Origin of the sequence: Streptomyces sp. NPDC086549 (assembly GCF_044746205.1) — a bacterium.
Classification (GTDB): Bacteria; Actinomycetota; Actinomycetes; order Streptomycetales; family Streptomycetaceae; genus Streptomyces.
In genome coordinates, this window is sequence record NZ_JBIVBS010000009.1 from 347714 (window position 1) to 371255 (window position 23542).

At 67.9% G+C, this 23542-nt stretch carries 21 protein-coding genes and 3 pseudogenes; 12 read left to right on the forward strand and 12 right to left on the reverse strand.

Annotated elements, in window-relative coordinates; all coding sequences use genetic code 11:
- The first annotated feature begins 465 nt into the window (after nucleotides 1-465).
- Nucleotides 466-1110 carry a dihydrofolate reductase family protein gene (locus ACIPSA_RS28010; protein ID WP_402639224.1) on the forward strand — a complete coding sequence of 215 codons (645 nt, stop codon included), beginning with the start codon at nucleotides 466-468 and terminating at the stop codon, nucleotides 1108-1110.
- Between the two features lie 432 nt (nucleotides 1111-1542).
- On the opposite strand, the gene ACIPSA_RS28015 is transcribed toward ACIPSA_RS28010, so the two are convergent.
- Nucleotides 1543-2133 carry a DUF6461 domain-containing protein gene (locus tag ACIPSA_RS28015; RefSeq protein WP_402639226.1) on the reverse strand — a complete coding sequence of 197 codons (591 nt, stop codon included), beginning with the start codon at nucleotides 2131-2133 and terminating at the stop codon, nucleotides 1543-1545.
- A gap of 51 nt (nucleotides 2134-2184) precedes the next feature.
- Nucleotides 2185-2511 carry a hypothetical protein gene (locus tag ACIPSA_RS28020; RefSeq protein ID WP_402639228.1) on the reverse strand — a complete coding sequence of 109 codons (327 nt, stop codon included), beginning with the start codon at nucleotides 2509-2511 and terminating at the stop codon, nucleotides 2185-2187.
- A gap of 458 nt (nucleotides 2512-2969) precedes the next feature.
- On the opposite strand from ACIPSA_RS28020, the gene ACIPSA_RS28025 reads away from it, so the two are divergent.
- Complete coding sequence (locus tag ACIPSA_RS28025; RefSeq protein WP_402639230.1) at nucleotides 2970-4328, forward strand: vanadium-dependent haloperoxidase; 1359 nt, start codon at nucleotides 2970-2972, stop codon at nucleotides 4326-4328.
- Nucleotides 4329-4678: 350 nt separating this feature from the next.
- Here ACIPSA_RS28025 and ACIPSA_RS28030 read toward each other — a convergent pair whose 3' ends face one another.
- The 6 genes from ACIPSA_RS28030 to ACIPSA_RS28055 form a co-directional block, all read right to left on the reverse strand.
- Nucleotides 4679-5380, reverse strand: coding sequence for a Clp protease N-terminal domain-containing protein (locus ACIPSA_RS28030; protein WP_402639232.1), 702 nt, complete (start codon nucleotides 5378-5380; stop codon nucleotides 4679-4681).
- Nucleotides 5381-5611: 231 nt separating this feature from the next.
- Nucleotides 5612-6433 carry a hypothetical protein gene (locus tag ACIPSA_RS28035; protein WP_402639234.1) on the reverse strand — a complete coding sequence of 274 codons (822 nt, stop codon included), beginning with the start codon at nucleotides 6431-6433 and terminating at the stop codon, nucleotides 5612-5614.
- Between the two features lie 4 nt (nucleotides 6434-6437).
- Entirely contained in the window at nucleotides 6438-7316 is an 879-nt protein-coding gene (locus ACIPSA_RS28040) for an alpha/beta fold hydrolase (protein ID WP_402639236.1), read from the reverse strand.
- An 889-nt stretch (nucleotides 7317-8205) separates the two neighbouring features.
- Nucleotides 8206-8634 (reverse strand): ATP-binding protein, encoded by a 429-nt coding sequence (locus ACIPSA_RS28045; RefSeq protein ID WP_402639238.1) that lies wholly within the window; start codon nucleotides 8632-8634, stop codon nucleotides 8206-8208.
- A gap of 902 nt (nucleotides 8635-9536) precedes the next feature.
- Entirely contained in the window at nucleotides 9537-10325 is a 789-nt protein-coding gene (locus ACIPSA_RS28050) for an anti-sigma factor family protein (RefSeq protein ID WP_402639240.1), read from the reverse strand.
- A gap of 25 nt (nucleotides 10326-10350) precedes the next feature.
- A complete protein-coding gene (locus ACIPSA_RS28055) occupies nucleotides 10351-10953 on the reverse strand; it encodes a sigma-70 family RNA polymerase sigma factor (RefSeq protein WP_402639242.1) in 603 nt (200 codons plus the stop codon).
- A gap of 1240 nt (nucleotides 10954-12193) precedes the next feature.
- Here ACIPSA_RS28055 and ACIPSA_RS28060 point away from each other — a divergent pair.
- From ACIPSA_RS28060 to ACIPSA_RS28070, 3 genes are read left to right on the forward strand one after another with little or no spacing between them, the layout of a single operon-like run.
- The gene (locus ACIPSA_RS28060) at nucleotides 12194-12757 is read left to right on the forward strand and encodes a cupredoxin family copper-binding protein (RefSeq protein WP_402639244.1); all 564 of its coding nucleotides are present in this window, start codon (nucleotides 12194-12196) and stop codon (nucleotides 12755-12757) included.
- Entirely contained in the window at nucleotides 12754-13755 is a 1002-nt protein-coding gene (locus tag ACIPSA_RS28065; protein ID WP_402639246.1) for a metallophosphoesterase family protein, read from the forward strand. The genes ACIPSA_RS28060 and ACIPSA_RS28065 overlap by 4 nt, the downstream gene beginning before the upstream one ends.
- The gene (locus ACIPSA_RS28070; RefSeq protein ID WP_402639248.1) at nucleotides 13752-14210 is read left to right on the forward strand and encodes a hypothetical protein; all 459 of its coding nucleotides are present in this window, start codon (nucleotides 13752-13754) and stop codon (nucleotides 14208-14210) included. Before ACIPSA_RS28065 ends, ACIPSA_RS28070 begins: the two co-directional genes overlap by 4 nt.
- 585 nt (nucleotides 14211-14795) lie before the next feature.
- Here ACIPSA_RS28070 and ACIPSA_RS28075 read toward each other — a convergent pair.
- Complete coding sequence (locus ACIPSA_RS28075) at nucleotides 14796-15248, reverse strand: hypothetical protein (RefSeq protein ID WP_402639250.1); 453 nt, start codon at nucleotides 15246-15248, stop codon at nucleotides 14796-14798.
- A 137-nt stretch (nucleotides 15249-15385) separates the two neighbouring features.
- On the opposite strand from ACIPSA_RS28075, the gene ACIPSA_RS28080 reads away from it, so the two are divergent.
- Nucleotides 15386-16033 carry a class I SAM-dependent methyltransferase gene (locus ACIPSA_RS28080; RefSeq protein WP_402639252.1) on the forward strand — a complete coding sequence of 216 codons (648 nt, stop codon included), beginning with the start codon at nucleotides 15386-15388 and terminating at the stop codon, nucleotides 16031-16033.
- Nucleotides 16034-16765: 732 nt separating this feature from the next.
- Here the strand turns inward: ACIPSA_RS28080 and ACIPSA_RS28085 are convergent.
- Nucleotides 16766-17014: pseudogene (locus ACIPSA_RS28085) on the reverse strand (helix-turn-helix domain-containing protein); the annotation flags it as partial.
- A 128-nt stretch (nucleotides 17015-17142) separates the two neighbouring features.
- Between ACIPSA_RS28085 and ACIPSA_RS28090 the strand changes: the two are divergent.
- The 4 genes and pseudogenes from ACIPSA_RS28090 to ACIPSA_RS28105 all read left to right on the forward strand — a co-directional run.
- Complete coding sequence (locus ACIPSA_RS28090; RefSeq protein ID WP_402639254.1) at nucleotides 17143-17694, forward strand: winged helix-turn-helix domain-containing protein; 552 nt, start codon at nucleotides 17143-17145, stop codon at nucleotides 17692-17694.
- A gap of 2 nt (nucleotides 17695-17696) precedes the next feature.
- Nucleotides 17697-18953: an MFS transporter gene (locus ACIPSA_RS28095; protein WP_402639256.1), complete on the forward strand. Its 1257-nt coding sequence runs from the start codon at nucleotides 17697-17699 to the stop codon at nucleotides 18951-18953.
- Nucleotides 18954-19195: 242 nt separating this feature from the next.
- Nucleotides 19196-19435 (forward strand): hypothetical protein, encoded by a 240-nt coding sequence (locus ACIPSA_RS28100; RefSeq protein WP_402639258.1) that lies wholly within the window; start codon nucleotides 19196-19198, stop codon nucleotides 19433-19435.
- A pseudogene (locus tag ACIPSA_RS28105) lies at nucleotides 19432-19677 on the forward strand (ATP-binding protein); the annotation flags it as partial. The gene ACIPSA_RS28100 and the pseudogene ACIPSA_RS28105, both read left to right, overlap by 4 nt.
- Nucleotides 19678-19828: 151 nt before the next feature.
- Here ACIPSA_RS28105 and ACIPSA_RS28110 read toward each other — a convergent pair.
- Nucleotides 19829-20185: a darcynin family protein gene (locus ACIPSA_RS28110; RefSeq protein ID WP_351095524.1), complete on the reverse strand. Its 357-nt coding sequence runs from the start codon at nucleotides 20183-20185 to the stop codon at nucleotides 19829-19831.
- A gap of 572 nt (nucleotides 20186-20757) precedes the next feature.
- A complete protein-coding gene (locus tag ACIPSA_RS28115; protein WP_402639260.1) occupies nucleotides 20758-21498 on the reverse strand; it encodes an SDR family NAD(P)-dependent oxidoreductase in 741 nt (246 codons plus the stop codon).
- 631 nt (nucleotides 21499-22129) lie between these two features.
- Between ACIPSA_RS28115 and ACIPSA_RS28120 the strand changes: the two are divergent.
- Nucleotides 22130-22580 (forward strand): annotated as a pseudogene (locus ACIPSA_RS28120) (ATP-binding protein); the annotation flags it as partial.
- Nucleotides 22581-22741: 161 nt separating this feature from the next.
- Nucleotides 22742-23122: an antibiotic biosynthesis monooxygenase family protein gene (locus tag ACIPSA_RS28125; protein WP_402639261.1), complete on the forward strand. Its 381-nt coding sequence runs from the start codon at nucleotides 22742-22744 to the stop codon at nucleotides 23120-23122.
- Nucleotides 23123-23542 lie beyond the last annotated feature (420 nt).

The window sequence follows — 23542 nt, forward strand, 5'->3', positions numbered from 1 at the left end:
CTACTTGGGACAGGAAGCTGTGGCGACTGAGCGCTTTGGTTGGCCGGCGCGGCCAGGTCTGCGCTGACACCACAGCCGTGGATCGCGCCGGTGAGCTGCGGTGACGCTGGACGCGAGGCAGCCAACAGTGTGGACGCGGCCTGTGATCTATCGTGAGCGGGGAGTGCCGGTACGGTATCCCGGCCTGGTGGCGCAGGCAGGGCACCGTGCTGCGCGCTTCAAGATCGGTCGGCACGTGCTGTTCGAGGAATCGGACGTGCGGGCCTGGATAAAGGCGCACGGCATAGTGCCTGCCGAGTCCTGCTGCCGGGCGCCGCAAGGACGCTGGCCGCGGGACGGGTGGTGACCGATGCACCGGGAGAGGCGGTCGACGAGTACGAAGCTGGGTGCCGTCGCAGCGATGAGTCTGTCGGCGCCCACAGGTCTATCTCCCGACCGGGACAACCAACTCATCGGGAGTAAGTCATGGGCCTCATCCACATCGAGCTGTTCGCAACCCTCGATCTCGTCGGGCAGTCACCCGGCGGCCCCGACGAGGACCCGGTGGGGTTCCCGTTCGGCGGCTGGCAGGCGCCCCTGCTGGACGAGGTCGCCGGGGCGCAGGTCGGTGCCGCGTACGAGGGCACGGACGCCCTCCTGCTCGGCCGACGGACGTATGACATCTTCGCCGCCTACTGGCCGTACCAGGAGGGCGGCCAGGACAACGAGATCGCCACGCTCTTCAACAGCGTCCCGAAGTACGTGGCCTCCCGCGGCAGGCCCGACCTCTCGTGGGACGGGTCCACGCAGCTCGGCCCGGATCTGGCCGGCGCGGTGCGCGAGATCCGTGACCGGCACGAGCACGTGAAGGTCGTCGGAAGCCTGAACCTGGTGCAGACCCTCCTGCGCGAGAAGCTCTTCGACCGCCTCGACCTCTGGGTGCACCCGATCGTGCTCGGCGTCGGTAAGAAGGTGTTCGACGGTGGCGCGGTGCCCACGAACGTCACACTCCTCGAACCGCCGGTAGCCGGTCCGAAGGGCACCGTGTACCTGCGCTACGGGCTCGCCGATGGCACGCCCGGGACGGGGGACATGAGCGCACCCGATCGCGGTGCCGGGCGCGACGGCTGAAGCCGCCCCGCGCCAGATGGGTCAGTGTCGTCGGCGGTGAATCCGCCAGGTCGGCATTCGTCATGGCGTTGGCGTCGTCAGTTCGAGATGCCGACACCGTGACGAAGTACCTCGCCACAGGGCGCCGCCGTCACGCAACGGTCCGGCAGGCCCCCGCGAACGCTCCAAATACTTCGCTGCTCGCCGGCCCTGCGCCCAACGCCATGACACGTTCCCGCACGCCATCCCACCTTTGGTCAATCATGCGCAGACCGTATGCCCTGGTACTGACATGGGGCTGTCTCGCCCCTTGACGTTCAGTTCGGGTCACCTCATTGGCTTCCCAATGAGCTCAGTCATAGCTGTTGCTACCGAGCGGCGTAGTTGGCCCGACTGGCCCAGTACGCCGCTCAGCAGACCGAGGCGAGGCGGACCGGGGTGGGAACGGGAGATCTAGGGCCGCTCGGGCAGGGCGAGCAGATTGCCGCTCCAGCGCTCCTCATCGTCTTCCGCCGGCGTCACGCGTAGCCCGAACGCGGTCTCGGCGAGAGACAGCACGTTGTGGAGTGGGACGGGCTGACCGGGGACGAGTCCCAGCGGTTGCATCGCCTCATCGAGCTGCTGCGGTGTCGGACCGGTCAGCTCCAACGGCCCGAGCGTATGGAAGTCGACGAGGACGTCACCGTCCACCGCGTATTTGAACCAGTACATCGGCTTCTCGTTGTAGTGCAGCACGACGGCCTCTGTCCCTTCCGAGACCGCGCAGAGGATCCGCTCGTCGAGACCGTGCATGCCGCCCTGCTCCCAGGCCCACGTCCACGCGCCGTCGATGCCGGTCGTCACCACCGGTTCGTCTTCATCGAGGAGGGTGTCGCCGTACTCGTCATGCAGGCTCTTTACATCGCGCCAGACCACGCTGTCTGGGTCGGCACCCATCCGAGTCAGCAGTTCCTCCGGAGACACCTGCTTGGCGAAGGTCAGCGTGTAGATGGGGACGTCCCCCCGGAAGAAATCCAGCCCACGCACTCTGTCAGAGCTCATCATGCCGAGGATCCTGTCACGCCCGGTCTCAGCTCCTGCGAGCCACCTTGCTGGCTAGCTGTTCTCCCGGCCGGGAAGCGGCGCCCCCTGGAGAAAAGATCGGTAAGCGTCTGCGACATCAGCCTCTATGGTCGGCCCTGCCGGACCGTACCGAGTGTCGCTCCGGTCGCGTTTGGGTCCGGAGATCCAGAAATCCTCGCTGGTTTCGACGTCGTAGAAGTTTGCGTCGAACAAGCCGAGGCCCGTGGCACGCCGCAGTGTTCGCCCTTGGAAGTAGGCCGTTTTCCAGGTCTTGGAGAAGTCTACCCACCCGATCCACGAGGGTCCGCGGTCGGTGTCGTAGCCCGTTTTGAGCTGCACGAACATGATTCTGCGAGACATGGTCCTAGCTTGGCCGATCGTGCTGGTCCAGCCAATCGAGTTTGTGGCGGGGCGACGACGGCCGCGAGGAGGGACAGGGAACAGGGGGGGGCAGCGTCAGGGCGGGCGGCTCTTGCCTGCCTTGGCGCGAGGCGGCCGGCGATCGCCTCAGTTCCCGGGGCCCGGTCGACCTCGGCGATGCCACGGAGCTTGGGCAGGGCGACGGCCTATTCCGCCGCCTTGAGCTGGGACAATCCCAACACCGAGCTGGCCGCCGGGATGCGCGATTACGCCGCCTCACACAACTGGCTCAGGCTCGCTCTGCAGCGCAGAGAAGTAATGCAAAGTGGATCGTCCCAGCCCCGGACGTGGGTGTCCACAGATGCTCTGACAGGATCATCGTGGAGGTTGCGTGCCCGCACGCCTGTCCTCCGGCCGAGTCGGCGTGACCGTTCCCGCACGGGGGAGTTACGTCAGTCATGGACGCTTCTCGATCGTGCAGACGGACCGCCGTTGGGGCTGTCACGTCACTCCTGCTTCTCGTTGTCGCGGTTCTGACCGGCCCCCCGGCCACCGCCAGCAGTCACGCGACGCCCTCAGGTGACGCCGCGGCGATCCGTGACTGGAACGCCATCGCCACCAACACCATCAGCACCAACCTGGGCGCCACCCGCCCCTCGGGACAGGCGCTCATCTGGCACGGGTTCGTCTCGGCCGCCGTATACAACGCCGTGGTCGGTATTCAGGGCGACTACGTTCCCTACAAGTGGCAGATGCGCGGGCCTTCCACCGCATCGCCCGAGGCGGCGGCCGTGACAGCGGCACACCGTGTCCTTCTCACCTACTTTCCTGCTTCCCGGGCCGCGCTCGATGCCGCCTACGCCGATTCTCTCGCCAGGATCCCCGAGGACAGTGCGAAGACGCAGGGCGTGGCCTTTGGGGAGCGCGCCGCCGAGCACATCATCGACCTGCGCGAAGGCGACGGCCGTTACGCATCGGTGGAGTTCACCGCCGCGCCCGCGCCCGGCGTCTGGCGGCCCACCCCACCCGGCCATCTGCCTTTCATCGACACCTGGCTCGGCAGACTGCGCCCGATGCTGCTCACCTCCCCGGCCCAGTTCCGTCCTGGCGCGCCGCCCGCTCTGCCCTCGGCCCGCTATGCCCGGGACGTGAACGAGGTGAAGACCATGGGGGCGAACACCGGCTCCTCCCGCACTGCGCTCCAGACCGAGACCGCCCTGTTCTTCGGGGGCAATCTGGCGGTGCAGATTCAAGGGGCGCTCCGGGATTACACCGATCGGCACCACCTGGGCATCGCCGAGACGGCGCGGATGTTCGCCGCGGCGAACATGTCGGCAACCGACGCCGTCATCACCGCCTGGGACGCCAAGCTCCACTACGGGCGCTGGCGCCCGATCACGGCCATCCAACTGGCCGACACCGACGGCAACCCCGCGACCGTGGCCGACCCGCTGTGGCAGCCGCTGCTCATCACGCCACCGCACCCCGACTACATCAGCGGTCACGCCGCGGTCGCCGGCGCCGTGGCCCAGACCCTCAGCGGGATCCTGGGCACCACGCGCCTCGACCTCAACATCTCCTCCGAGGCCACCGGCACCACACGGCACTACGCCTACGCCGACCAGCTGAACGAGGACATGATCAACGCCCGTGTCTGGGCGGGAATCCACTTTCGCTCGGCAGACGTCGCCGGATGCCGGGCCGGCAACCGCATCGGCGTCTGGACACTCACCCACTACTTCCAACCGCAGCGTTCACCACTCCAGCTGGCCTTGTCGACGGCACGGCCCACTTGCCCTCAGGGCAACAGGAGCTGAAGCGGCAGACCACACACGGCGGGTGCGTGCGGTGGCGCGCACCCGCGGCCCGCGCCACGCCCCCGACGACCCGGAGCCTCCGCCCAGTGGTGGCAGATTGACACGGCCATAACGCGAACGTTCACACCCGTGGGATCATCGTGATCGTTCCGGTCCACGAGCGAGGCGTAACTGACGGTCTCGAAATGAGTCGACGTATCGGCTTCCTCTCACCGACCGTGCACTACAAGGGTTTTGGCGACGTAGGGTGGGCGGTTGGCGGCACGAGCGCACCGCCCCGTGGCGGGTGGGAAGGCTGTGTCGGCCCGGTCCTCCGCGGCGACTGATCGTTTCGTTACTACTTGTCGCGACTACTTGTCGCGCACGGCGGGCCGTTTGGCGATCTCGGTCTTGACCGTCTCGTGCAGTTCCTCCGACGTGAAGCCGAGGTTGCGCAGGATCTGCGCGGCCGGGCTCTCCTCGGTGCGGATCAGGCCCAGCAGCGTATGTTCCGTACCGACCCAGTCGTGGCCGAGGTCGGCCGAGGCGCGGCGTGCCTGCTCGATGGCCTCCTTGCTCTCCGGTCGGAACGGGATGTGACCCCGCAGCGCCTTCTGTCCGGCCGTCGGCATCGCTTCCTCGATCGCGTCGCGGATGCGTTGTTCCGACTCGGTTTTCGCCACCAGCACCAGATACGCCAGGCCCCGCGGTTCGCCGAGCAGGCCGAGCAGGATGTGTTCGGTGCCGATGAAGTCGTGCCTGTGCGTTCGGGCGGCCTCCTGCGCCAGCACGATGCTGTGCCGGTTCAGGTTGGTGAACCGCTCAAACGCTGCGGGTGCGTGGCGTTGCTGGGCGGCCTGTTTGGACACCCCGATGGCGTCGCCGATCTCGGTCCACGACGCGCCGGTCTGCTTGGCCTTGCTGACGTAGTGGTCGATGAGCTGGTCACCGAGGTCGGACAACGTCTGGGCACGAAGTCGCGCCTCGCTGATGCGGGCCAGTTCGTTGGCGGCGGGAAGTTCCTCATCGAGACGGGCGATCAGGTCAGCGAGACTGATGTCGAGTGGGCTCATGCGTCAATCGTAAGTTGACGATGCCTCAGCGTCAACTTGTAATTGACGCCCGCTCCGGGTGCACTCCGGACCCAGCCCGGAGGTTGTGATGCCTGAACTGGATTGGGGATTGGTCGCTGCCGCGGGTGCGAGGGCGTTGAAGAGCGGAGCGGTGTAGCGCCCCCACCGCTCGCCCGCGTCGTCGCACGCGGACAAGCAGATCAGGCGGTAAGCGGTCGGCTGAAGACCTGTTCAGCCGACCTTGAGCAGGCCGGATTCGATGACGGCGCGTCCGAAGGGGCTTGCGAGTTCGGCGAGACGTTCGCAGTCGGTGTCACCCAGGGCAGCATAGGCGGGGAGGGCCAGGCGGTCGGTGCGGTCCTCGATGTGCTGGCGCAGGCGTACGCCTTCCGGGCTGAGGGAGTCGCCGTCGAGAAGGCCTCGCATGCGCAGGCGTTCCTTGGTGTCGGCCCACTCGTCCTCGGGCCATGCGCGGCTTGCCTTGAGGAAGTCGATGGGAACCTCACCGGTGGCAGCGTGCAGAATCAAGGCCTCCAGGCCTCCCACGCCCTCGGTCAGCAAGCACGCGACATGGCCGTCTCCGCGGAACTCGCGGAGCAGCGTCTGGGCGTGCCAGAGTTGCAGTATCGGTTCATCCGGCCAGGGCAGCGCGGCATGTGCGGCGAACAGCGGGCGGCCCTGAGCGTGCTCGCCGGCGGCGCTGGCGGCCCTGCGGGTCAGCGCCAGGACCTCGTCGAAAGCGGGGAGTTCGTGGATCGCGGCCCGTCGCAGGGCCTCACTCGCGGCGGCGTACCTCGCGTCCAGCACCTGCTGTGGCGTCGTCGCGTTCCAGACGCCGTGGACCGCCTCCCGTACCAGATCGGGATTGAAGTTGTAGAAGGTCGCGATGACCAGCTCGGCAGATGCTCGACCGAAGGCGGCGCTGCGGGAAGCGAAGTAGCCGGCCCGTCCGCTGAGCCCGAGGGCCGTGTACCGCCGCCTTGCCTCGGGGGCGAAGTAGATCATGCCGTGTACGGGCTCGAGCCGGCGCCAGGCTGCTCGCGCTGTCTTCATCGGGTCACCTTCCAAGAATCGGCAGATGGGCATTCGCTGTGGTTCCGTACTCGCCGTGCGCGCCCAGATGTTCGAACAGCAGGCGGCTCAGCGTCTCGGGTGCCTCCTCGGGGACCCAGTGGCTGACGCCCTGGAGGGTCTCGAACCGGTACGGCCCGTTGACCCACTGACCGGTCTCCTGCGCGGCTGCCGGGCCGAACGCGCTGTCCTCGGTGCTCCAGACGTAAAGCGTGGGCGCGTCGATGGAGCCGATCGCGCCGTCAGGGCGGCCGGCCCGGTACCAGTTCAGCGCCGCGGTGAGAGCGCCCGGCTGGGAAAGGTGCCGCAGGTAGGCCTCGACGCTGTCCTGCGGGACCTTGCCGGTGTAAATGGAGCGAAGTTCCTCGGGGTTGTTGGCGAGCATGCGCTCTTCGGTCGCGGGCGTCTCACGCCAGTCGATCATGTAGCGCGATCGTTCGCGCTGGTCCGGGTCGGTGCGCAGGGTGGTGGCCAGGGCGCCGGGGTGCGGGGTCGAGACAACCGTCAGGGTGCGTATGCGGCTGGGGTGGGCATGGGCGGTCCACCACGCCACTGCGCCTCCCCAGTCGTGGCCGACCAGGTCGAACGATGTCCAGCCCAGCTCCTCTGTGATCGCGACCACGTCGTCGACCAGGGCGCTGATGCGGTAGTCCTCAGGCCGTTCGGGGCGGGCCCCGGGGGAGTACCCGCGCTGGTCGGGTGCCACGACCCGGTAACCGTGCCCGGCCAGCGCCGCGATCTGCTGTCGCCATACCAGGCTCGTCTGCGGGAAGCCGTGCAGCATCAACACCGAGCGGCCCTCACGTGGCCCCGCCGCGATCGCATCAAATAGGCCTGCCGCAGTGGAGATGCTCAACTCGGTCACGGTCCATCCCTTCATACCAACTGGTCGGTCAGCTTTCAGTTGTGCCCACGGTTTGTCAAGGGTGAGGGGGCTCCCCAAGGGCGGCCGCGAGCCACCCCTTTGGCCAGGCGTCGTGCTCGGTGCGGCGGGTTCCGGCCCGCGGTGCGTCGCTTGTGCGGGATGCGAACGTCGCGCCATCCGGTGCCCGGTGCGTCGAGCGCCGCCTCCCGCATGGGCCACACAAGTACGGGTGCTACGAACCGCGTTGTGCCGTCAGCGTGGCCGCCGAGCGACACGGTCGTACCGTCGCAGCCCATATCGCGTGGTTCCACGCAACGGCACCCGCCTCCCATGCCGGGTGTGGAACCGCGGTAGGTGCCGGGGAGGTATCGTTCAGGGCCATCCGGGCCATGAGGGCGGTTTGACACAGCAGCCAGGCGCGTTCGACGGCCGCCGCACCGACTGACGGCCCGGTGATGGTCCTGGCCTGGGGGCGTCGCGCTCGACCCCGAGTGTGAGCACCAGGCGCATCTCGCGGTGGAGGACGGGGGAGTTCGCGTACGCCTCGTGCGGGGGTGGGGCGCCGTTCTCCTCGCCGGAGTTCAGAGCGATGTCCACAGTCACACCTCTCCCGGTGCGCCGGGGGCTGCGCCGCAGCGGTTGCACAGTTCCGTGCCGTGGTCGGGGTCGCTCTGGTGGGGGGCCGGCAGGCTTGTCCGGGATTCCGCAGGTGCCCGGGCCGGGCCGGGGCAGCCGTCGATGGGGCACGGCTTGTGGGTCGCGAGCACCCCCTCGGGGCAGCCGTCGGGTGCCCCGGCTCCGCAGCCACTGGCGGTGGCCGGTTGCCGCTGCACTGCTGTGGAGCCGCACCTGGCAAGGAGCCGCCGCTCGTCCGCAACGCCGGGGCCAGTCATGCCGAGCACCTCAGGCAGGCACGGACTTCGCGGCCGCCGCGCGTCTGGTGAACTTCGGTCGACTGTGCGAGGTACTGGACGATGCCGGTGCCGCGGCCGTGTTCGTCCGGGGCGATGTCGGGGCGAGGGTGATCCACGGCCATTCCGGAGTCACTGACCACAATGTGCAAAGTGCCGTCGTCGAGGGCGAGCAGTAGGGTCATGCACTCCCGGCCGTACTGGGCGGCGTTCGCGGCAAGTTCGTCGACGATGAGAACGGCGGAGTCCCGCTGGCTTTCGGGAACACTCCAGGTCTCCAGTAGATCTGCCGCGAAGTGACGTGCGGCGGAGACGTGCGCCTCTTGCGCGGGCAGGGTGAGCAGCGCTTGGTGGCGGGAAGGCCGGCAGTGCAGGGAACCCGGGCGGGGGGAATCGGTCACAGACATGGTCTTCTGGCTCTTCCGTGGATGTGCGGAGACCGGACGTGGAGGACCGCCAAGACTTCGAGAGGCGGTTCGGTATGCCGGAAGCTGTAGGGGAGCGCTCATTCAATTCCACGGATGGCGCATGTCGAATGGTTCGAGATATTTGCGCCTTTTGCTCAACTTCTGGCGAGTCAGGGTCAACGCCTTTGGCGGAGGTGAGCCCACTCGCCGCTGCCAGAGCTCGATGTCGTATCCCACGAGCCGGGCATCGGCAGTTCGACGCCCTCCCCGGCCCATCGTTCACGACGCTACGTTTCCCTGGTGCCGTAGGGGCCCTCGGCGGACTGATGTCCTGCATCCTCATCTTCGCTGCGGGCTCCGGGACTTCGGAAGAAAGGCAGAGTTGCGGACACCGTCACCAGTCACCGGCCTCCGGCCTCCGGCAGGGAGTGTGCACACACCGGCTGCGCACACACGCATCAAGTTCAGCTCCCGGAAACCGTCGGCGCGCGCAGAAAAGGACCCCGGCGCTGGCTGGGCCTCCTCTGGCCGGAGGTTGAGGTGGATGCCGCCCTGCCGGGCAGTTTCATGAGTGGAGCGGGCCAGAGCCCTGCGACCGAGCCGCAGAACTGCATCGGTGCCGATCCAGTCCCCCGACGACAGGCTGTGCGGACGAAGCAGCGGCAGCACCTTCCGGTCCTGGGGACGTGCGGTACTCCAGCGGCAGGATCGCTCGGATGGCCGTTGCCGCCTACCTCTCGGCCCGCTGGGTATGCGGGGGTGACGCGGCCACGCCCGGTGCGCACATTCCTGGAGGAAGCCCTGCGCGCGGTGTGTCACCATCCGCGCACAGACCGGACCGGGCCTGCATGCGGGCCTGCATGCGCGGCGCACTGCGAGGAGTCGGTTGGGGCTCCTTGCCCTCACGCATGGATCGTGACCAGCTTCTGACCGTTGTCCGCGAGGATCTCGAAGTGCTCGATGGCTTCCGGAGACATGGCAACCGCCCCTGGGATCGTGGTGCCCGGGGCGTAGTGGCCTGCCCGCCAGGTGGCGCCGTCCGCCCTGGCCCCGCCGGGGCCGACCGCCTGTAGTCGGCAGGTGATTCCGGCGGGTGCTCCCTTGGCGGAGACCTGCAGGACACTGCCCCAGGCGGAGGGCGAGACCTTCACCGAGGCGGTGACGCCGGTGGTGGGATCACTCCCGGAGAAGGTGCGCGAGGCAGCCGGTGCGGTCGGTGCGGGCTGCGTCGCCTGAGTGCCCAGGGATCCGACGGCAGCCAGCCATGTGCCGCCGACCGCTGCCGCGATGAACGTCAGGGACGCGACGGCGCCGGCCAGTTGCAGACGCCAGGTCCTGCGGCGCCGTGCCGCGGCCTGCTGGAGCAGCCTCTCCAGCACACCTGCCTCCGGCGCCTGCGGTACCGCGGGTACGGCCGGCCGTGTCGGCGGGGAGCCCTGCGCGCTCTCGGCGGCCCGCGCCACCAGCCGATCGGCCAGGTCCGCACTGGCTGTCGGCACCGTCTGGCCTTCGGCTTCGGCTGCGGTCACCGTCGCCAGCAGCTCGGGCAGTCGCGCCAGCTGGGCATGTTCCGCCCGGCACTCGGCGCATCCCGCCAGGTGGGCGCGTACCTGTTCCATTTCTTCCGGCGGCAGCGTGCCCAGGACATAACCTCCCAGCGCCAGCCGGAGGGCGTCGTGCTCCGCAGTCATGGTCGCCACCTCCTGCATGCCACGGTCATGGCTCGATGCCCCGTTCCTGCAGCGCCAGCCTCAGGGCCTGCAGGGCGTAGTACGTCCGCGACTTCACGGTGCCCAGCGGGATGTTCAGCGCTCGGGCGGCCTCGGTCATGGTCCGGCCTCGGTAGTAGGTCTCCAGCAGGACTGCACGATGGTCCGGAGACAGTGTCCGGATGGCGTCGGCCACCGCCCAGCTTTGCAGTGCCTGCTCGATCCTGTCCTCGCCCGGTGTCTGCTCGGCGGCCCGCTCCAGCGCCTCGCCGCCGGCCTCGGCCGGCCTGGCCTGCCGGGCCCGGTGGGCGTCGATGACCAGGTGCCGGGCGACCGTGCACAGCCATGCCCGGGCCGGGCCACGTGAGGGGTCGAACGCGGCCGGATGCTGCCACGCCCGCAGCAAGGTCTCCTGCACGACATCCTCCGCCCATTGCCAGTCTCCCGAGGTCAGTCGCAGTACGTAGTGGAACAGGGGTCCTGCGTGCTCCGCGTACAGAGTGCGGAGCAGTTCCTCGTCAGCGGTCGAAAGGGTCCCTTTACCAGAGACACGCTGCACGGAGCGATCCGGATCGGTCCTTGGACCACGTTTTCGGGAACTCCATGGCATAAGACGATCATTCCGCAGATATGCCGCTTTGTCGTGTAACTCAGGGCGTGGTGCCGGTGACGCTCTGTGGGTTCTGTGGGCGGCTCGCCCCTGTCTGGCCTCACGGCACCATCGAGTCCACGCGTGTGTGAGCGCCGGTGGTCGGCCGATCTACGGCGACCCAAAGAAGTCTCACAAAAAATGCGCATCTGTCGAACCGTGCGGCCCCCGCCACCCGTGGAGGCAGACAAGAGCCGACATATTCGGTATTTCCCAGTTCTTCATGCTTTTGCGCCGTCCTCTTCCCCTTCCGGCGCCTCCCGCGACAAGGATGGATCCGAGGTGACTGAGATACACCACGCAACGCACGCGTTCATGGCGCGGGCCACGCTCGCCCTGCCCCCGCCCTCGCACCCGCCCCCGCGTATCGAAGCCTGCGCCACCGGGCAGCCCCAGTCCGAGCCCCCCACACACCAACGGCGATGGCTCCACAGAGCGCTGGACGCGTCCAGTGCTTTCACCGCCCGCATCCGTGCAGGAGCACTCGTCGTCGAACGCACCGGCTGTGCTGTCGCAACCGGGACCGACCGTGTCAGGCTTCCCGCGGACACAGTGCTCGCCGCGTTCGGCTACGCCGTCGAGCTGGCCGGCCCTTCCCGCATGCCGGCGCTTGGTGCCCGGGAGCACGTGGGCAACCTCAGCTTTGAGCGGGTGGACAGGTGCGCTTGGTGGAGCGCGGCGCGCGGACAGCCGCCCGGCTGCCCGAACTGCCGTGCACCGCGCGCCCCAGGGCTCGGCAACCACCAGGGCGGAGCCCCGCCCGGCCCCGTACGCGCACCACTCGTGCAAGCCCCGCGGTCCCTGCGATGCCTCGCTCGCGACCCAGGACGACGAACTGCCCTATGGGGCCGGCAACTTCGCCGCAGGCAAGGTCCGATGCGCAGCGCAGGGCATGTCGATGCGGACGGGCGGCACGGAGCGCCATCAGCGCTCGTACGCACTGTCCGTTGTCCGGCGCCGGAGCATCGCTCCCCTGAAACTGATGGGCACCTCCTTGCCCGGCCCCCCGCCCACTGCCCCTGCCACACGGCCGGGCCCATGCCGCCGACGGCTCCGGCGTCGCCCGGCTCGACCGACGGGTGGCCGGGGCCGCGGATGACGGGCGCGCGGCCGTGACCCGGCATCCACGACACACCACTCCGGTTGGGAGCGTCCAGCCGGCACCTTCCCCGTCTCTGTCTGATCAGTGAGGAACGAACCCATGTACCCGAACCATCGTTCACCGGGCCGACGATCACGCGTTGCGGCCGGACTGGCCGTCGCCACCGCCGGCGCGCTGGGGCTCCTCAGCGCCTGCGGCCAGTCCTCGCACTCCTCGTCCACCGAAGCCGACGCCATCACACCCGGTCCGGGACAGCACCAGGCCGCCGGGATGGCCGGTGCCGGCGGACCGGGAACCACGTCGGGCTCCGCTCCCGGTGGTTCGCCGATGCCCGGCATGAGCATGCGCATGCCCATAGGTCATCCGGCCGCGGGGGCGGGCGCGGGCGCACCGGCCGCGCCGGTGGCCGGGGATGCCGTGGCGATCAAGAACTTCGCGTTCGCCCCGGCCACGGTGAAGGTCAAAGTGGGCACGAAGGTGACCTGGACCAATGAGGACACCGACGCCCACACCGTCACCAGCGCCGGATCGGGCGGTCCGTTGCATTCGGCCGCTCTGGCCACCCATGCAACCTACAACTACACGTTCACCAAGCCCGGCACCTACTCCTATCTCTGCACCATCCATCCGTTCATGACCGCCACCGTGGAGGTGACCCGATGACCGGCCACTACGACCCTCACGACGGAGCGCCGGGCGGCGATGCCGAGCAGCCCGCCTCGGAACACGGGATGACCAGGCGCCAACTCCTCCGGCACGCTGGATGGTTCGGCGGGGCCGTGGTGCTGACGGTGGCCAGTGGAGAGGTGATCAGCCACATCGCCGACCCCCGGGACACGGCCGCCGCCACGGCTGCCACGGCCGTCGCGGCCCGAAGCGGCGCGCTACGGTTCGTGCAGGTCTCCGACAGCCACATCGGCTTCCAGGGCCCGGCGAACATGGACGTGGCCGGCTCATTCACCGACGCGATCAGCCAGGTCAACTCGCTCGGATTCAGGCCCGACTTCGTCATGCACAGCGGCGACCTGACCCACCTGTCCACGGCCGGGCAGTTCGACCAGGTCAAGCAGATGATGACCGGTCTGCAAACGGACCGCGTCTTCACCGTACCGGGCGAGCACGACTCCATCGGCGACGCAGGCCGCGCCTACCGGCGGACCTTCGGCATGGGTACCCTCGGCGACGGCTGGTACAGCTTCGACACCCACGGCGTCCACTTCATCGCCCTCGTCAACACCCTGAGCCTGGAGAAGCTGGGCCACCTCGGCAACGACCAGATCGAATTCGTGCGCAAGGACATCGCCGGACTGTCGCCGGACACCCCCATCGTGGTGTTCAGCCACATCCCGCTGTTTGCCATGTACCCGCAGTGGGGCTGGAGCACCGACGACGCCCTCAAGATCATCGCCCTCCTCCGCCGCTTCTCCTCCGTCACCTGTCTCAATGGGCATGTCCACCAGCTGTTCACCAAGACGGAGGGGAACATCACCTTCCACTCCGCCACCACGACCGCCTACCCCCTGCCCAAACCGGGTCGTGCCCCCGCCCCCACCCCCCAGGTTGTCCCCGCCCGGCAGCTCAAAGACGCACTCGGCATCCGCACCGTCGGGTACCGCCAAGGAGACCGCGAACTGGCCATCAAGGATCAGAGGCTGGCATGAGCACCCAAAGACTGCTCGCCCCCACCCTGCGGTCAACGTCCGCCGCCACCCTCGCCGTCAGCGGATACGTCCACGCCCAGCTCTACGTCGACCAGTACCGCTTCATCCACGTCATCGGCACCCTGTTCCTGCTCCAGGCCAGCGTCTCCTTCGCCCTCGCCGCCCTGTTGCTGGCCGGTATATCACCCCTGCCGCTGAGGGCTGCCGCTGCCGCTGCCGGCGTCGCGCTCGGGGCTCTTGCCGGCTTCACCGCGTCACGCACCGTGGCCATGTTCGGATTCAGCGAGCACGGTCTTCAGCCCGCCCCACAAGCTCTCCTCAGCCTCCTTGCCGAGACCGGCACGTTGCTGCTCCTCGCGATCTGGCAGGTGACCGTGATCAGGCAACACCGGGCCCGACTGCCCGCCAGGAGACCTACCTGGGACCGGGCCACCACCCGCACACCATCCAGCTGAATCACCACCGCGGAGTTCCGTCACCGGGCCGGTAGGCAGGGAAGGCACGGGGAGGACGTGGGTGCGCAGGTCCGTCACCACCCCCGGCGCGACCCGGTTCGGTCAGTGCGGCACGGCCGAGGACGTCCACCGTCGCCACGACATCGACGCGGATCGCATCATCGCTGCCGCACTGAACCTCGTCGACCGACAACGAGACGAGGAAGCGTCCACGCTGTCCCACCTGGATGGCAGCTCGTCCAACACCCTGAGCAACCGTCGGCCGGCGGGGCCGGTCCGCCAGACCCCGGCCGACGGCCGCTCCGCCTCCAGCCCTCCGCCAAGGCGGCCAACGCCCCGTTCTGCTCCCCGTCTGGGTCCTCCAGCGCACTCGAGGCCCGGCCCAGCAGCCACACGTGATCGACAGGCGTCAGTGAGTCGGCCGCGTGGTCCGGCGCTGTCGCGTGGAGCCAGGCACGCAGGTCCTCGCTGCGTTCGTCGAACATCCAGAACGGATCTGAGCGAACCGCCTCGCTGCAGCACTTCCGCCGCAGCAGTCGTTCGCCTAGCAGCTCCTGCACGGCGGCCTGTGGGCCGGCCGCGCCCTCAAGCACCTCGTCGACTGCCGTCCGGCCCGGGAACACACCTGGCCGAGCGCCAGACCGACGCCAAGGCAACCGGAACACTGCGCAGGTCGTCACCGACGAGTTCCCGCACCTGCCGCCAGGCGTTGTAGGGGGCCTCGTTGAGCGTGGCGCGGACCGAGACAGCAACCGTCACTGCATCCCAAGCAGTGCTCGAAGCCACGGGTACGGGAGCAGAGGCCCTCCACGCCGTCGACACCCACTCGACGGTGAAGCCCGGCAGACGGACGTATGACGTGGCAGGACCGAACTGTCCCTTCACCACCGGCACGAGCAGCACCTGCTCGCTGCCGTTCGCCCCGGGGTACCTGACCGCGGACATCAGCGGCCGAGCGGCTTGGGCGCCGACCAGCACCAGTTCCAGACTGTACTCAGGGCAGGCGGTCCCGTGGCTGCGCACCAGGGGGTTTGCCATGCCCGGGAGTATCTGGTCCGGCGCCATCTCGTTCGGTCTTGTGGCTTCTCTGAACTGGCGTTAGCCAGGCGAACGAGGGGGAGTGAAGATCGCGATTCTCCCGGCTCGCCGCAGCGCCGGGAGCTACTGTCGCGAGCATGGTCGAAAACGATGCCCTCAGTGTCACCCGCGAGGCCTACGACGCTGCTGCCACCGTGTATGCGCAGCTGTTCCGCGGCGAGCTGCGTGACAGGCACCTGGACCGAGCTCTCTTGAGTGCCTTCGCCGAGGTCGTAAGTGCGAGTGGGGACGGTCAGGTCGGGGACCTGGGGTGTGGACCCGGCCATATCACCTCCCATCTGAACGAGTTGGGGCTGGCGGCGTTCGGCGTTGATGCCTCTCCTGCGATGATCAAGTTGGCTCGACAGGCCTATCCGGGTCTGCGGTTCGACGTGGGCTCGATGGCCGCGTTGAACATCGCTGACGGCGTGCTGGGCGGCGTACTCTCACGTTGGTCGATCATCCACACTCCGCCGCAAGAACTCCCCGTCATCTTGGCGGAGTTTCACCGTGTGTTGGCACCTGGCGGCCACCTTCTGATCGGCTTTTCGGCCAGCGATGATCCGTCTCACCCGACACAGGTCTTCGATCACACAGTGGCTCCGGCCTATCGCTGGTCGCCGGATCACCTCGCCGCGATGCTGCGCAAGTCCGGGCTCGCCGAGGTAGCCCGGATGGTGCGCCAGCCTCAGCCCACCGACCGTCGGCAATTCCAGGAGATTCACCTTCTCGCCCGCAAAGCGTAGGCGGGGGCCTGTCTGACCGAGCACATGACCGCATCCAAACGGAGAGCCGTCAGGCTCCGGGCGTCGACTTGTGATCAGGGCTCACCGCCCGTTCGAGCTCCGTTTTGGTCGAACGAAGGGACTTCGAGAAACATCTTCGATGACCTGCGCCCCTGGCGGCACCGAGCTGGGCGGTCTTCTCTTCTGCTGCGGCCAGGCTGACCTGTAGTCCTTCGACCTCTCCGAGCCAGCCTTCCCGTTGGGCCTCGGCAATGCGGGCGATCGGATCGTCGCGGATGTCGGCCGGCCGAGCCAGTCGGGCCGGATCCAGTCGAAGGAGTGAGCAGGCGGCAACGGCTCCGCGGCAGCGGTCTTGGAGTCGTTGCGAAGCGCCAGAGGGCGTGCGCCCCCGTACCGCCACCAAGCCGACGCAGGGGCGCGGCACCAACTGATCGTTTCAGAATGCCGCCGACGGAGACGCCGGAAGCCCACGTGGAACAATCGCCTGGTACACGGACGCAGGGGGTGGCGCGGTATGGGAGGGCCGCATCTGACGAAAGCGTGTGACCTGGTGATTGGTTACGTCGATGCTCTCAGCTCGGCTGGTGAAGCCATGCGGGCGGCATTCCCCAGGCTCGAGCGGCTTGCGGACGTGCTCGGCCCGGTTCATTCGCACCAGATCAGCCGGAGCGGTGACTTCGGCACCTACTCCTAGAGCGTCCACGGAGCAGGCTGCCTCTTCATCAGCAGGGACGGCTCCGAGATCGCCCGCTCGCCTGCCGCTGTGGTCTCGGCGAGCGCATCCCGGAAGACCTCATCGACGAGCACGGCGCGGGTCGGGAAATGACGATAGAGGGCGGCGTTGCCCACGCCCGCCCGCCGCGCGATTTCATCAAGCGGGGCATCCAGGCCTTGTTCGACGAAGACCTCGCGGGCCTTGTCCGTCAGCAGCCTACGGTTGCGCTGCGCGTCGCGACGTCTCACTGGCGGACGCTCGCCCATCACGTCTCCCTCATCTCTTCCCTCATTAAGCGGGGAGTGCTGTTTCGAGAGTAGTGTTTCGAAACATGTCTTTCGAGAACCAGAGTGCTGCTTCACGCGCGCCCCGTAGGCTCACTGATCCGAAGGCCATGCGGGCTGTCGCGCACCCCACTCGCCTCGCCCTGCTCGAGGCTCTGGGTCGGCGCGAGCCGCTGACCGCGACCGAAGCCGCGGACATGGTGGGTGAGTCCCCGACCAACTGCGCCTTCCACTTGCGCACCCTGGCCAAGTACGGCTTCGTCGAGGAGGCCGGAGGCGGTACTGGCCGCAGTCGCCCCTGGCGGCGTGCTCACATCGGCTTCAGCATCGAGGAGTCCGAGCACAGAGGCGACCCCGACACCACGATCGCCGCCACTGCGCTCAGCACGGTGCTGTGGGAGTACTGGCTGGAACGGATCCGCAAGATCGGAGCCATACGATCCGTGTTCCCCGAGCATTGGAAAAAGATCACCGGAGCGTCCGAGTCGATCTTCTATCTCACCCCTGACGAAGTCGAGTCCTTCCAGGAGGAACTGACCGCTCTTCTCTTCCGCTACCGCGAGCGAGTTGAAGATCCGTCGCTGCGGCCCGAGGGCGCCATCCCGATGGAGCTGATCCAGTTCACTTTTCCCGTCGACGCCCTGCGCCCACTGGAGGACTGACCGTGCGTGCCCTGCTCGCCCGCCGCGACATCCTCTTGTTAGTTGTTGCCAGGCTGATCGACATGGCCGGGAGCAACGCCTTATGGATCGCCCTCGGTATCCGGGTCAAGGAGCTGACCGGCAGTAACTCTGACGCCGGCCTGATCTTCTTCGCCCTCGTCCTCGGCACCCTGGGCGCACCCCTGGGTGGCGCCCTGGTGGATCGGATGCGCCGCCTACCGTTCCTGATCACCATGAACGTGATCTCAACGGTGCTGGTCCTGCCGCTGCTGCTGGTGCAGGACCGCAACAGCATCTGGATCTGTTACGTCGTCATGACTCTGTACGGGCTGGCCAGCGGTGTCACCGGTTCGGCCATGACCGCGCTCACCCAGACATTGATCCCACCGGAGCACCTGGGCGACGCCAACGGCCTCCTGCAGACCATGCTGCAGGGCCTGCGGCTGATCGCGCCGCTCCTGGGCGCGGGCGTGTTGTCCGTATTCGGGCTGGGCCCGTTGGTGATGGGGGACGCCGCTACCTTCGCCCTCGTAGCGCTGCTTATTGCCCTGATCCGCCAGCGGGAGGAAGACCCGCAGCCGGTGCAGCCGGAGTCTGGCGTCCAGATCACCGCCGGCTTCCGATACATCGCCACGGTCCCCGCCCTGCGCCAGTTCACCGTTGCCGCGGTGCTCGCCACCGTCGCCTTCGGTCTTTCGGAGTCAGCCCTCTTCGCCGTCGTCGACGAAGGACTGCATCGTCCACCGGGGTTCCTTGGTGTCCTCAGCTCATTGCAGGGCGCAGGTGCGATAGCGGCCGGTGTGGCAGCTGGGTCACTCATGCGACGTGCGGGGGAAGGACGGACCGTGGTGCTCGGCCTGGCCTGCGCGGCCGGTGGCTCCCTCCTGAGTGCCGTCCCCTCCTTGTTCGCCGTTGCACCGGGCATCATACTCATCGGCGCCAGCCTGCCCTGGATCGTCGCCGGCATCATGACACTCTTCCAACGGCGCACGCCGACCGGCTTGATGGGGCGAACCGACGCTGCGTTGAACGTTCTGCTAGGAGTTCCGCAGACCACGGCCATCGCCGCGGGAGCCGTTCTGATCGCGCTCGTGGACTACCGCGTCATGCTCGTAGTGATGGCAGCCCTCATGGCCACCTCGGCGCTCTACCTGGCCACCCGCACCACCCGCCAGTCAACCGAGAAGGCAGTCGCTGCGCGTTTGGCGCAAGAGCCAGGCGAAGGGACACCGGAAGGGTCACCGACGCGCCGCAGGTGAGGTCAGCGTCCGGGAATGGGCAGTCGAGCAGGCGTGCGCCGGTCTCAATGGGCGGCGTATGGGCGCCCTCCGTGCGACGAGGCCGGCCCGCCTGCCCGAGGATGTACCTGAGCGCCTGCCACTGCCGTGCCGTGTCGGGCCGGGCGGGCAGCACTGACGGTTGCTGCAGGCCGTTCAGTCCTCCGAGGGCAACAGGCTCCTTCCACGCGTGGCTGTGCCGACGCCAAGGCGTGCGGGAGCTGGTGAACCGCGCCTCCTGCCGAGCCCGCGACACCGAGTACATCCCGGACGCCCCGACGCCGTGCCTGCTGTTGGCCGCCCATCCTGCCCGCCACACCTTCGAGTACGGCACGGCGGTGATCCGGAAGGGCCTGCTCCACCGGGCCCTCACTGTGAGTGACCTGCGCAAGGCCATGGAGCACCTGGGCGACAGCGCACCCATGCGGCCCGACCGCTCCGCCGTCGAGGGAGACAGGCCATGACGACGTTCAAACGCCACCGCGGACTGACCGAACAGGCCGCCGACACTGCCGTCGACCAGGCATGCCGCGTGCTGCTGCCGCCCACCATTCGAGCACGGTTCCCCGAGCTGGCCGAAGCAGCCGCCCGTGACCAGATGTCGTATCGCGGTTTCCTCGCCGAACTGCTGATGGCCGAGTGCGACGACCGGGCCCGCCGCCGTTCGGAACGACGGATCAAGGCCACCGCCTTCCCCCGCGAGCAACCTGATCCAGACCGGCACCGAATCCTACCGTCGCGCCACCACCCAGGCCCGGGCCGCGGCCCAGGGCAACACCGCGAGCTGACCTCGCACCAGGCCCCTTCCGCCATGGGTGCCGCATTCGGCCGGCCATCATCACGGCGCCAACGACGGCTCAGTCACGCTGCCCGGTTCGACGCTCGTAGTCAGCGAAGCCGTCCTCGATCGTCGGCAGTACAAGCTCCACCCGGAAGTAGGGCACGCTCCACAGCGGACTGTCGCGAAGACCCTCGAACAGATCGGACCACGAGGTCAGGTCGTTGGTCGTCGCCACTAGAACATCGGACGGAGCGGCGGCCCAGGCTTCAGCGTCGAACCACCGGACCTGGACAGTGTCGTGTTTGTCCAGCAGCGGTTGCACATGATCGGCGATGATCTGTTGACGCTCAGGGCGCCCCAGCGCGAGCCACGAGGGCAAAGCCGTGAGGTGCACGAATATGGTGAACCGCGGCTGCGGTTGGATGGCAGTCATAGCCCCATTGTGGATCAACCAACGTCGGCGAACACCCCGTCAGCGAATCGCCGCCAGGCCATCATCTCGGCATCGAAGGGGAACCCTCCGTCCGCAGCGGTGTCAGTTCTCATCGACAATTCGCGCTTCTGTGATCGACAAGTGCTGCCCAGACTCGACGAGATGTGGTGTCGGCTCTCAGGTTCTGGTCCAACTTCTTTGGTGTGCCTACTCCCTATGGCCGTTGGTCTTACTGATGCGCCCCGCGACATCGTCTGGAAATTGCCGGTGGTGGCGGCGTTCGGGCTGATGGTTCTGGGCTGTGCGCGAGGTACTGCTCCGGCTGGAAGAGCTGCTCTTCATGTCGGCTCCGGACATCAGGGTGGTGTCGGTGCAGGACGACGGCGAGCTGATCCAAGTCGGTGTCAGATGTCGGACGACGCAGGCTCGGTGCCCGGGCTGCGGGGGCTGGTCGGGGCGGGTGCATGCTCCTACCTGCGGTTTCCCGCTGACCTCCCCGTCGCGGGTCGGCGGGTGATGTTGCGGCTTCGCGTCCGGCCGCTTTGGCATGTCCATCGCGGCCCAGCCTGGAGTCAGCCGATCGCGAGCTGTCCGCCGCGTGCCTCGAGAACCGCGCCGGTGATGTAGCTGGCGCGGGAGGAGGCGAGGAACAGAACCGCCTCCGCGATTTCTTCAGGGTCTGCGATCCGCCCCAGTACGGTGGTTCGCCCGATCATCTGGATGGTGTCACCTTCCATCTCATCCGTCCCGGGGGTAGCGACAGGGCCCGGGGCCACGGCGTTCACACGGACGCCCTGGGCGCCGAACTCGTCAGCCCATACTCGTGTGAGAAGTTCGAGTGCGGCTTTGGAGGCCCCGTAAGCGCCCGTTTCCCGCACCGGCGTGGTAGCCGCCGCTGTAGTCACATTCACGATGGCGCCATGCCCCCGTGCAGCCATTCCCGGGGCGAGGGCACCGACCAGGAGCATCGGCGCGCGTGAGTTGACGGCCATGTGGGCGTCGAACATCTCGGCGGTGGTGTCCGGCGTACTGGCGAACCGGTAGATACCGGCGTTGTTGATTAGAATGTCCACTTCGCCTGCTTCGGCGGCAAGACGCAGGACATCTCCAGAGCTACTCAGATCCGCAGCAACGAACCGGGCCTTCCCGCCTGCTGCAGCGATCTCTTTGACGGTCTCAGCACCTCGCTGCTCGTCCCGCCCGTGGACGATGACCGAGGCCCCCAACGCTGCCAGACGAAGGGCAACGGCCCGGCCGATGCCGGCGGTGGCGCCGGTGACAAGAGCGGTGGATCCGTGCAGTTCTGCAGTCATGGAAAGCCCCTCCAAGCCGAGTGGCACGACGTGCTGTCGGTTGTTCCTCGTGTGACTCATGATTTTGATGGTTCATTCCATGGCGAGGACGGACCCACGCCGGGCCGATCGGTTGATCATGGTCCAGCCAGGGACCGTGGCCACGTGGTCTTGGGAGGCCGGTGAGCTCGCCTTCGCTGATCAGGTCCGCAGGCGACTGGAGCGCGCCGCACCGCTCGTGGAGATCGACGGGTGCGCTGCGTCTAGTAGGACTCCGTTACGTCTTCCTGTCGGGCCTGTTCGGGAGGGGTCGTCGTCTGCCTGGCCGCCGTCTACCGGCTCGGCGCGCTGACTGCCGGCGCGGCCGCCTTGGAGGCCCGCAAGCTCGCCGAGTCAGACGGCCCGCTCGCCCCGCCCCCGGTCGCGCCGACGGCCTGGCCGACGGTGACGGGCCAGCCGTTTCGGTGGTGTTCCTGTCCGACTGAAGGCTTGCGCACGTCCCGCTCGACACCAGACCGCTGCCCTCGATGACCCACTACGACCAGTTGCTGACCCGGCGCGGCCGCACGGCCGGAGACAAGGAAGGATCATGATGCGCAAGTGAGGCCTGACCGAAGGAAAGGCCACCGCCTCCATCGACCAGGCATGCCGCATGCTGCGGCGGCCCACCATCCGCCGGCGGTTCAAGGAGGTGTCCGACGGCACCAGCCACGTCCAGATGTCCTCCCGCGGTCTCCTCGCCGAGCCGCTGATGGCCGAGTGCGACCAACGGGCCCGGCGCCGCTCCGAAGGCCGGATCCGGGCCGCGGCCTTCCTGAGGGACAAGTCGCCGCGGGCCTTTGACTGCGACGCGAGCCCCAGCATCGACCCCGCGACCATCAACACCCTCGCCACCTGCGAGTGGGTCAAGAAGGGCGAGCCGCTCTACCTGATCGGCGACTCCGGCATGGGCAAGTCCCACCTGCCGTTCGCGCTGGGCACCGAGGCCACGATGCAGGGCTTCCGCGGTCCGCTACGTGCTCGCGACCAAACTCGTCGACGAGCTGATCGAGGCCGCTGAAGCCGAGCAGCTGTCGAAGACCATCGCCCGCTACGGCCGTGTGCAGCCGAACAGGCCGGTTGACCTGGGGCGCGAGGCCAATCCAGCCGTCAGGTAGCCGGAGAGCATCAGCTCAGACAGCTTTGGTCAAGAGCCGGATCCCTTGTGTATCCCGTTCAGGAAAGACGCCGGATCGTTGGGCGCACCCTGCCTTACAGTGGCGCCATGAGCAATCACTCCGAAGCGCCTGTCGCGCCCGTCGAGGCCTATGAACCCCCCTACTACGTGGCTGTCTTCACCGCGGCGCGAACCCAGGACCAGAGCGGCTACAGCGAGACCGCCGCACGCATGGAAGACCTGGTGAAGGACGTCCCTGGGTTCCTGGGGATGGATCAAGCGCATACTCCTGGTGGCCTGTCCATCACCGTCGGGTACTTCCGCGACGCCGACGCCCTCACGGAGTGGCGGTCCAACGCCGAGCACCGCGCGGCGCAAAAGCGCGGGCAAGCCGAGTGGTACCAGAGCTACACGCTGCATGTGGCGAAAGTGGAGCGGAGCCACGGGTTCATGCGAGCGGAGGTCCCGCAGAGCCCGACAGCAAGCTGACCAACTGAAGTCACCTCAGCGGCCGTTCCGCTACAAGCTCGCATCGAACGGGCCGGCGTGTCCCTTGCGAGCCCGATCCAGCGGGAAACCGCGGGGAATGACGGGCAAACACGGGCACCGTGAGCAGGAAATGCCCAGGAGCTGGAGCCACCCGCCGCTCAGAGGGGCGGCCCCATTCGCCACCTGCGGGGTGTTCCCGTCCGGCAACGGCTACTTCGCGGTGGCGCTGACGCGATCCGCAGGGCTTCGACGTCGCGGCAAGACTCTTCCCCGGTGGAGCGGACTGGCTGTCCCTGCACCACGGGCGGGTGACCCCCGTGCGCGTGATGGGAGGGCTCGACAACCGGTGGACGGCGCTGGTGGACGAGCATGGGCCGCAGGTCACTGGCCTGATCAGCATCGGCGACAGTGCCGTTCACA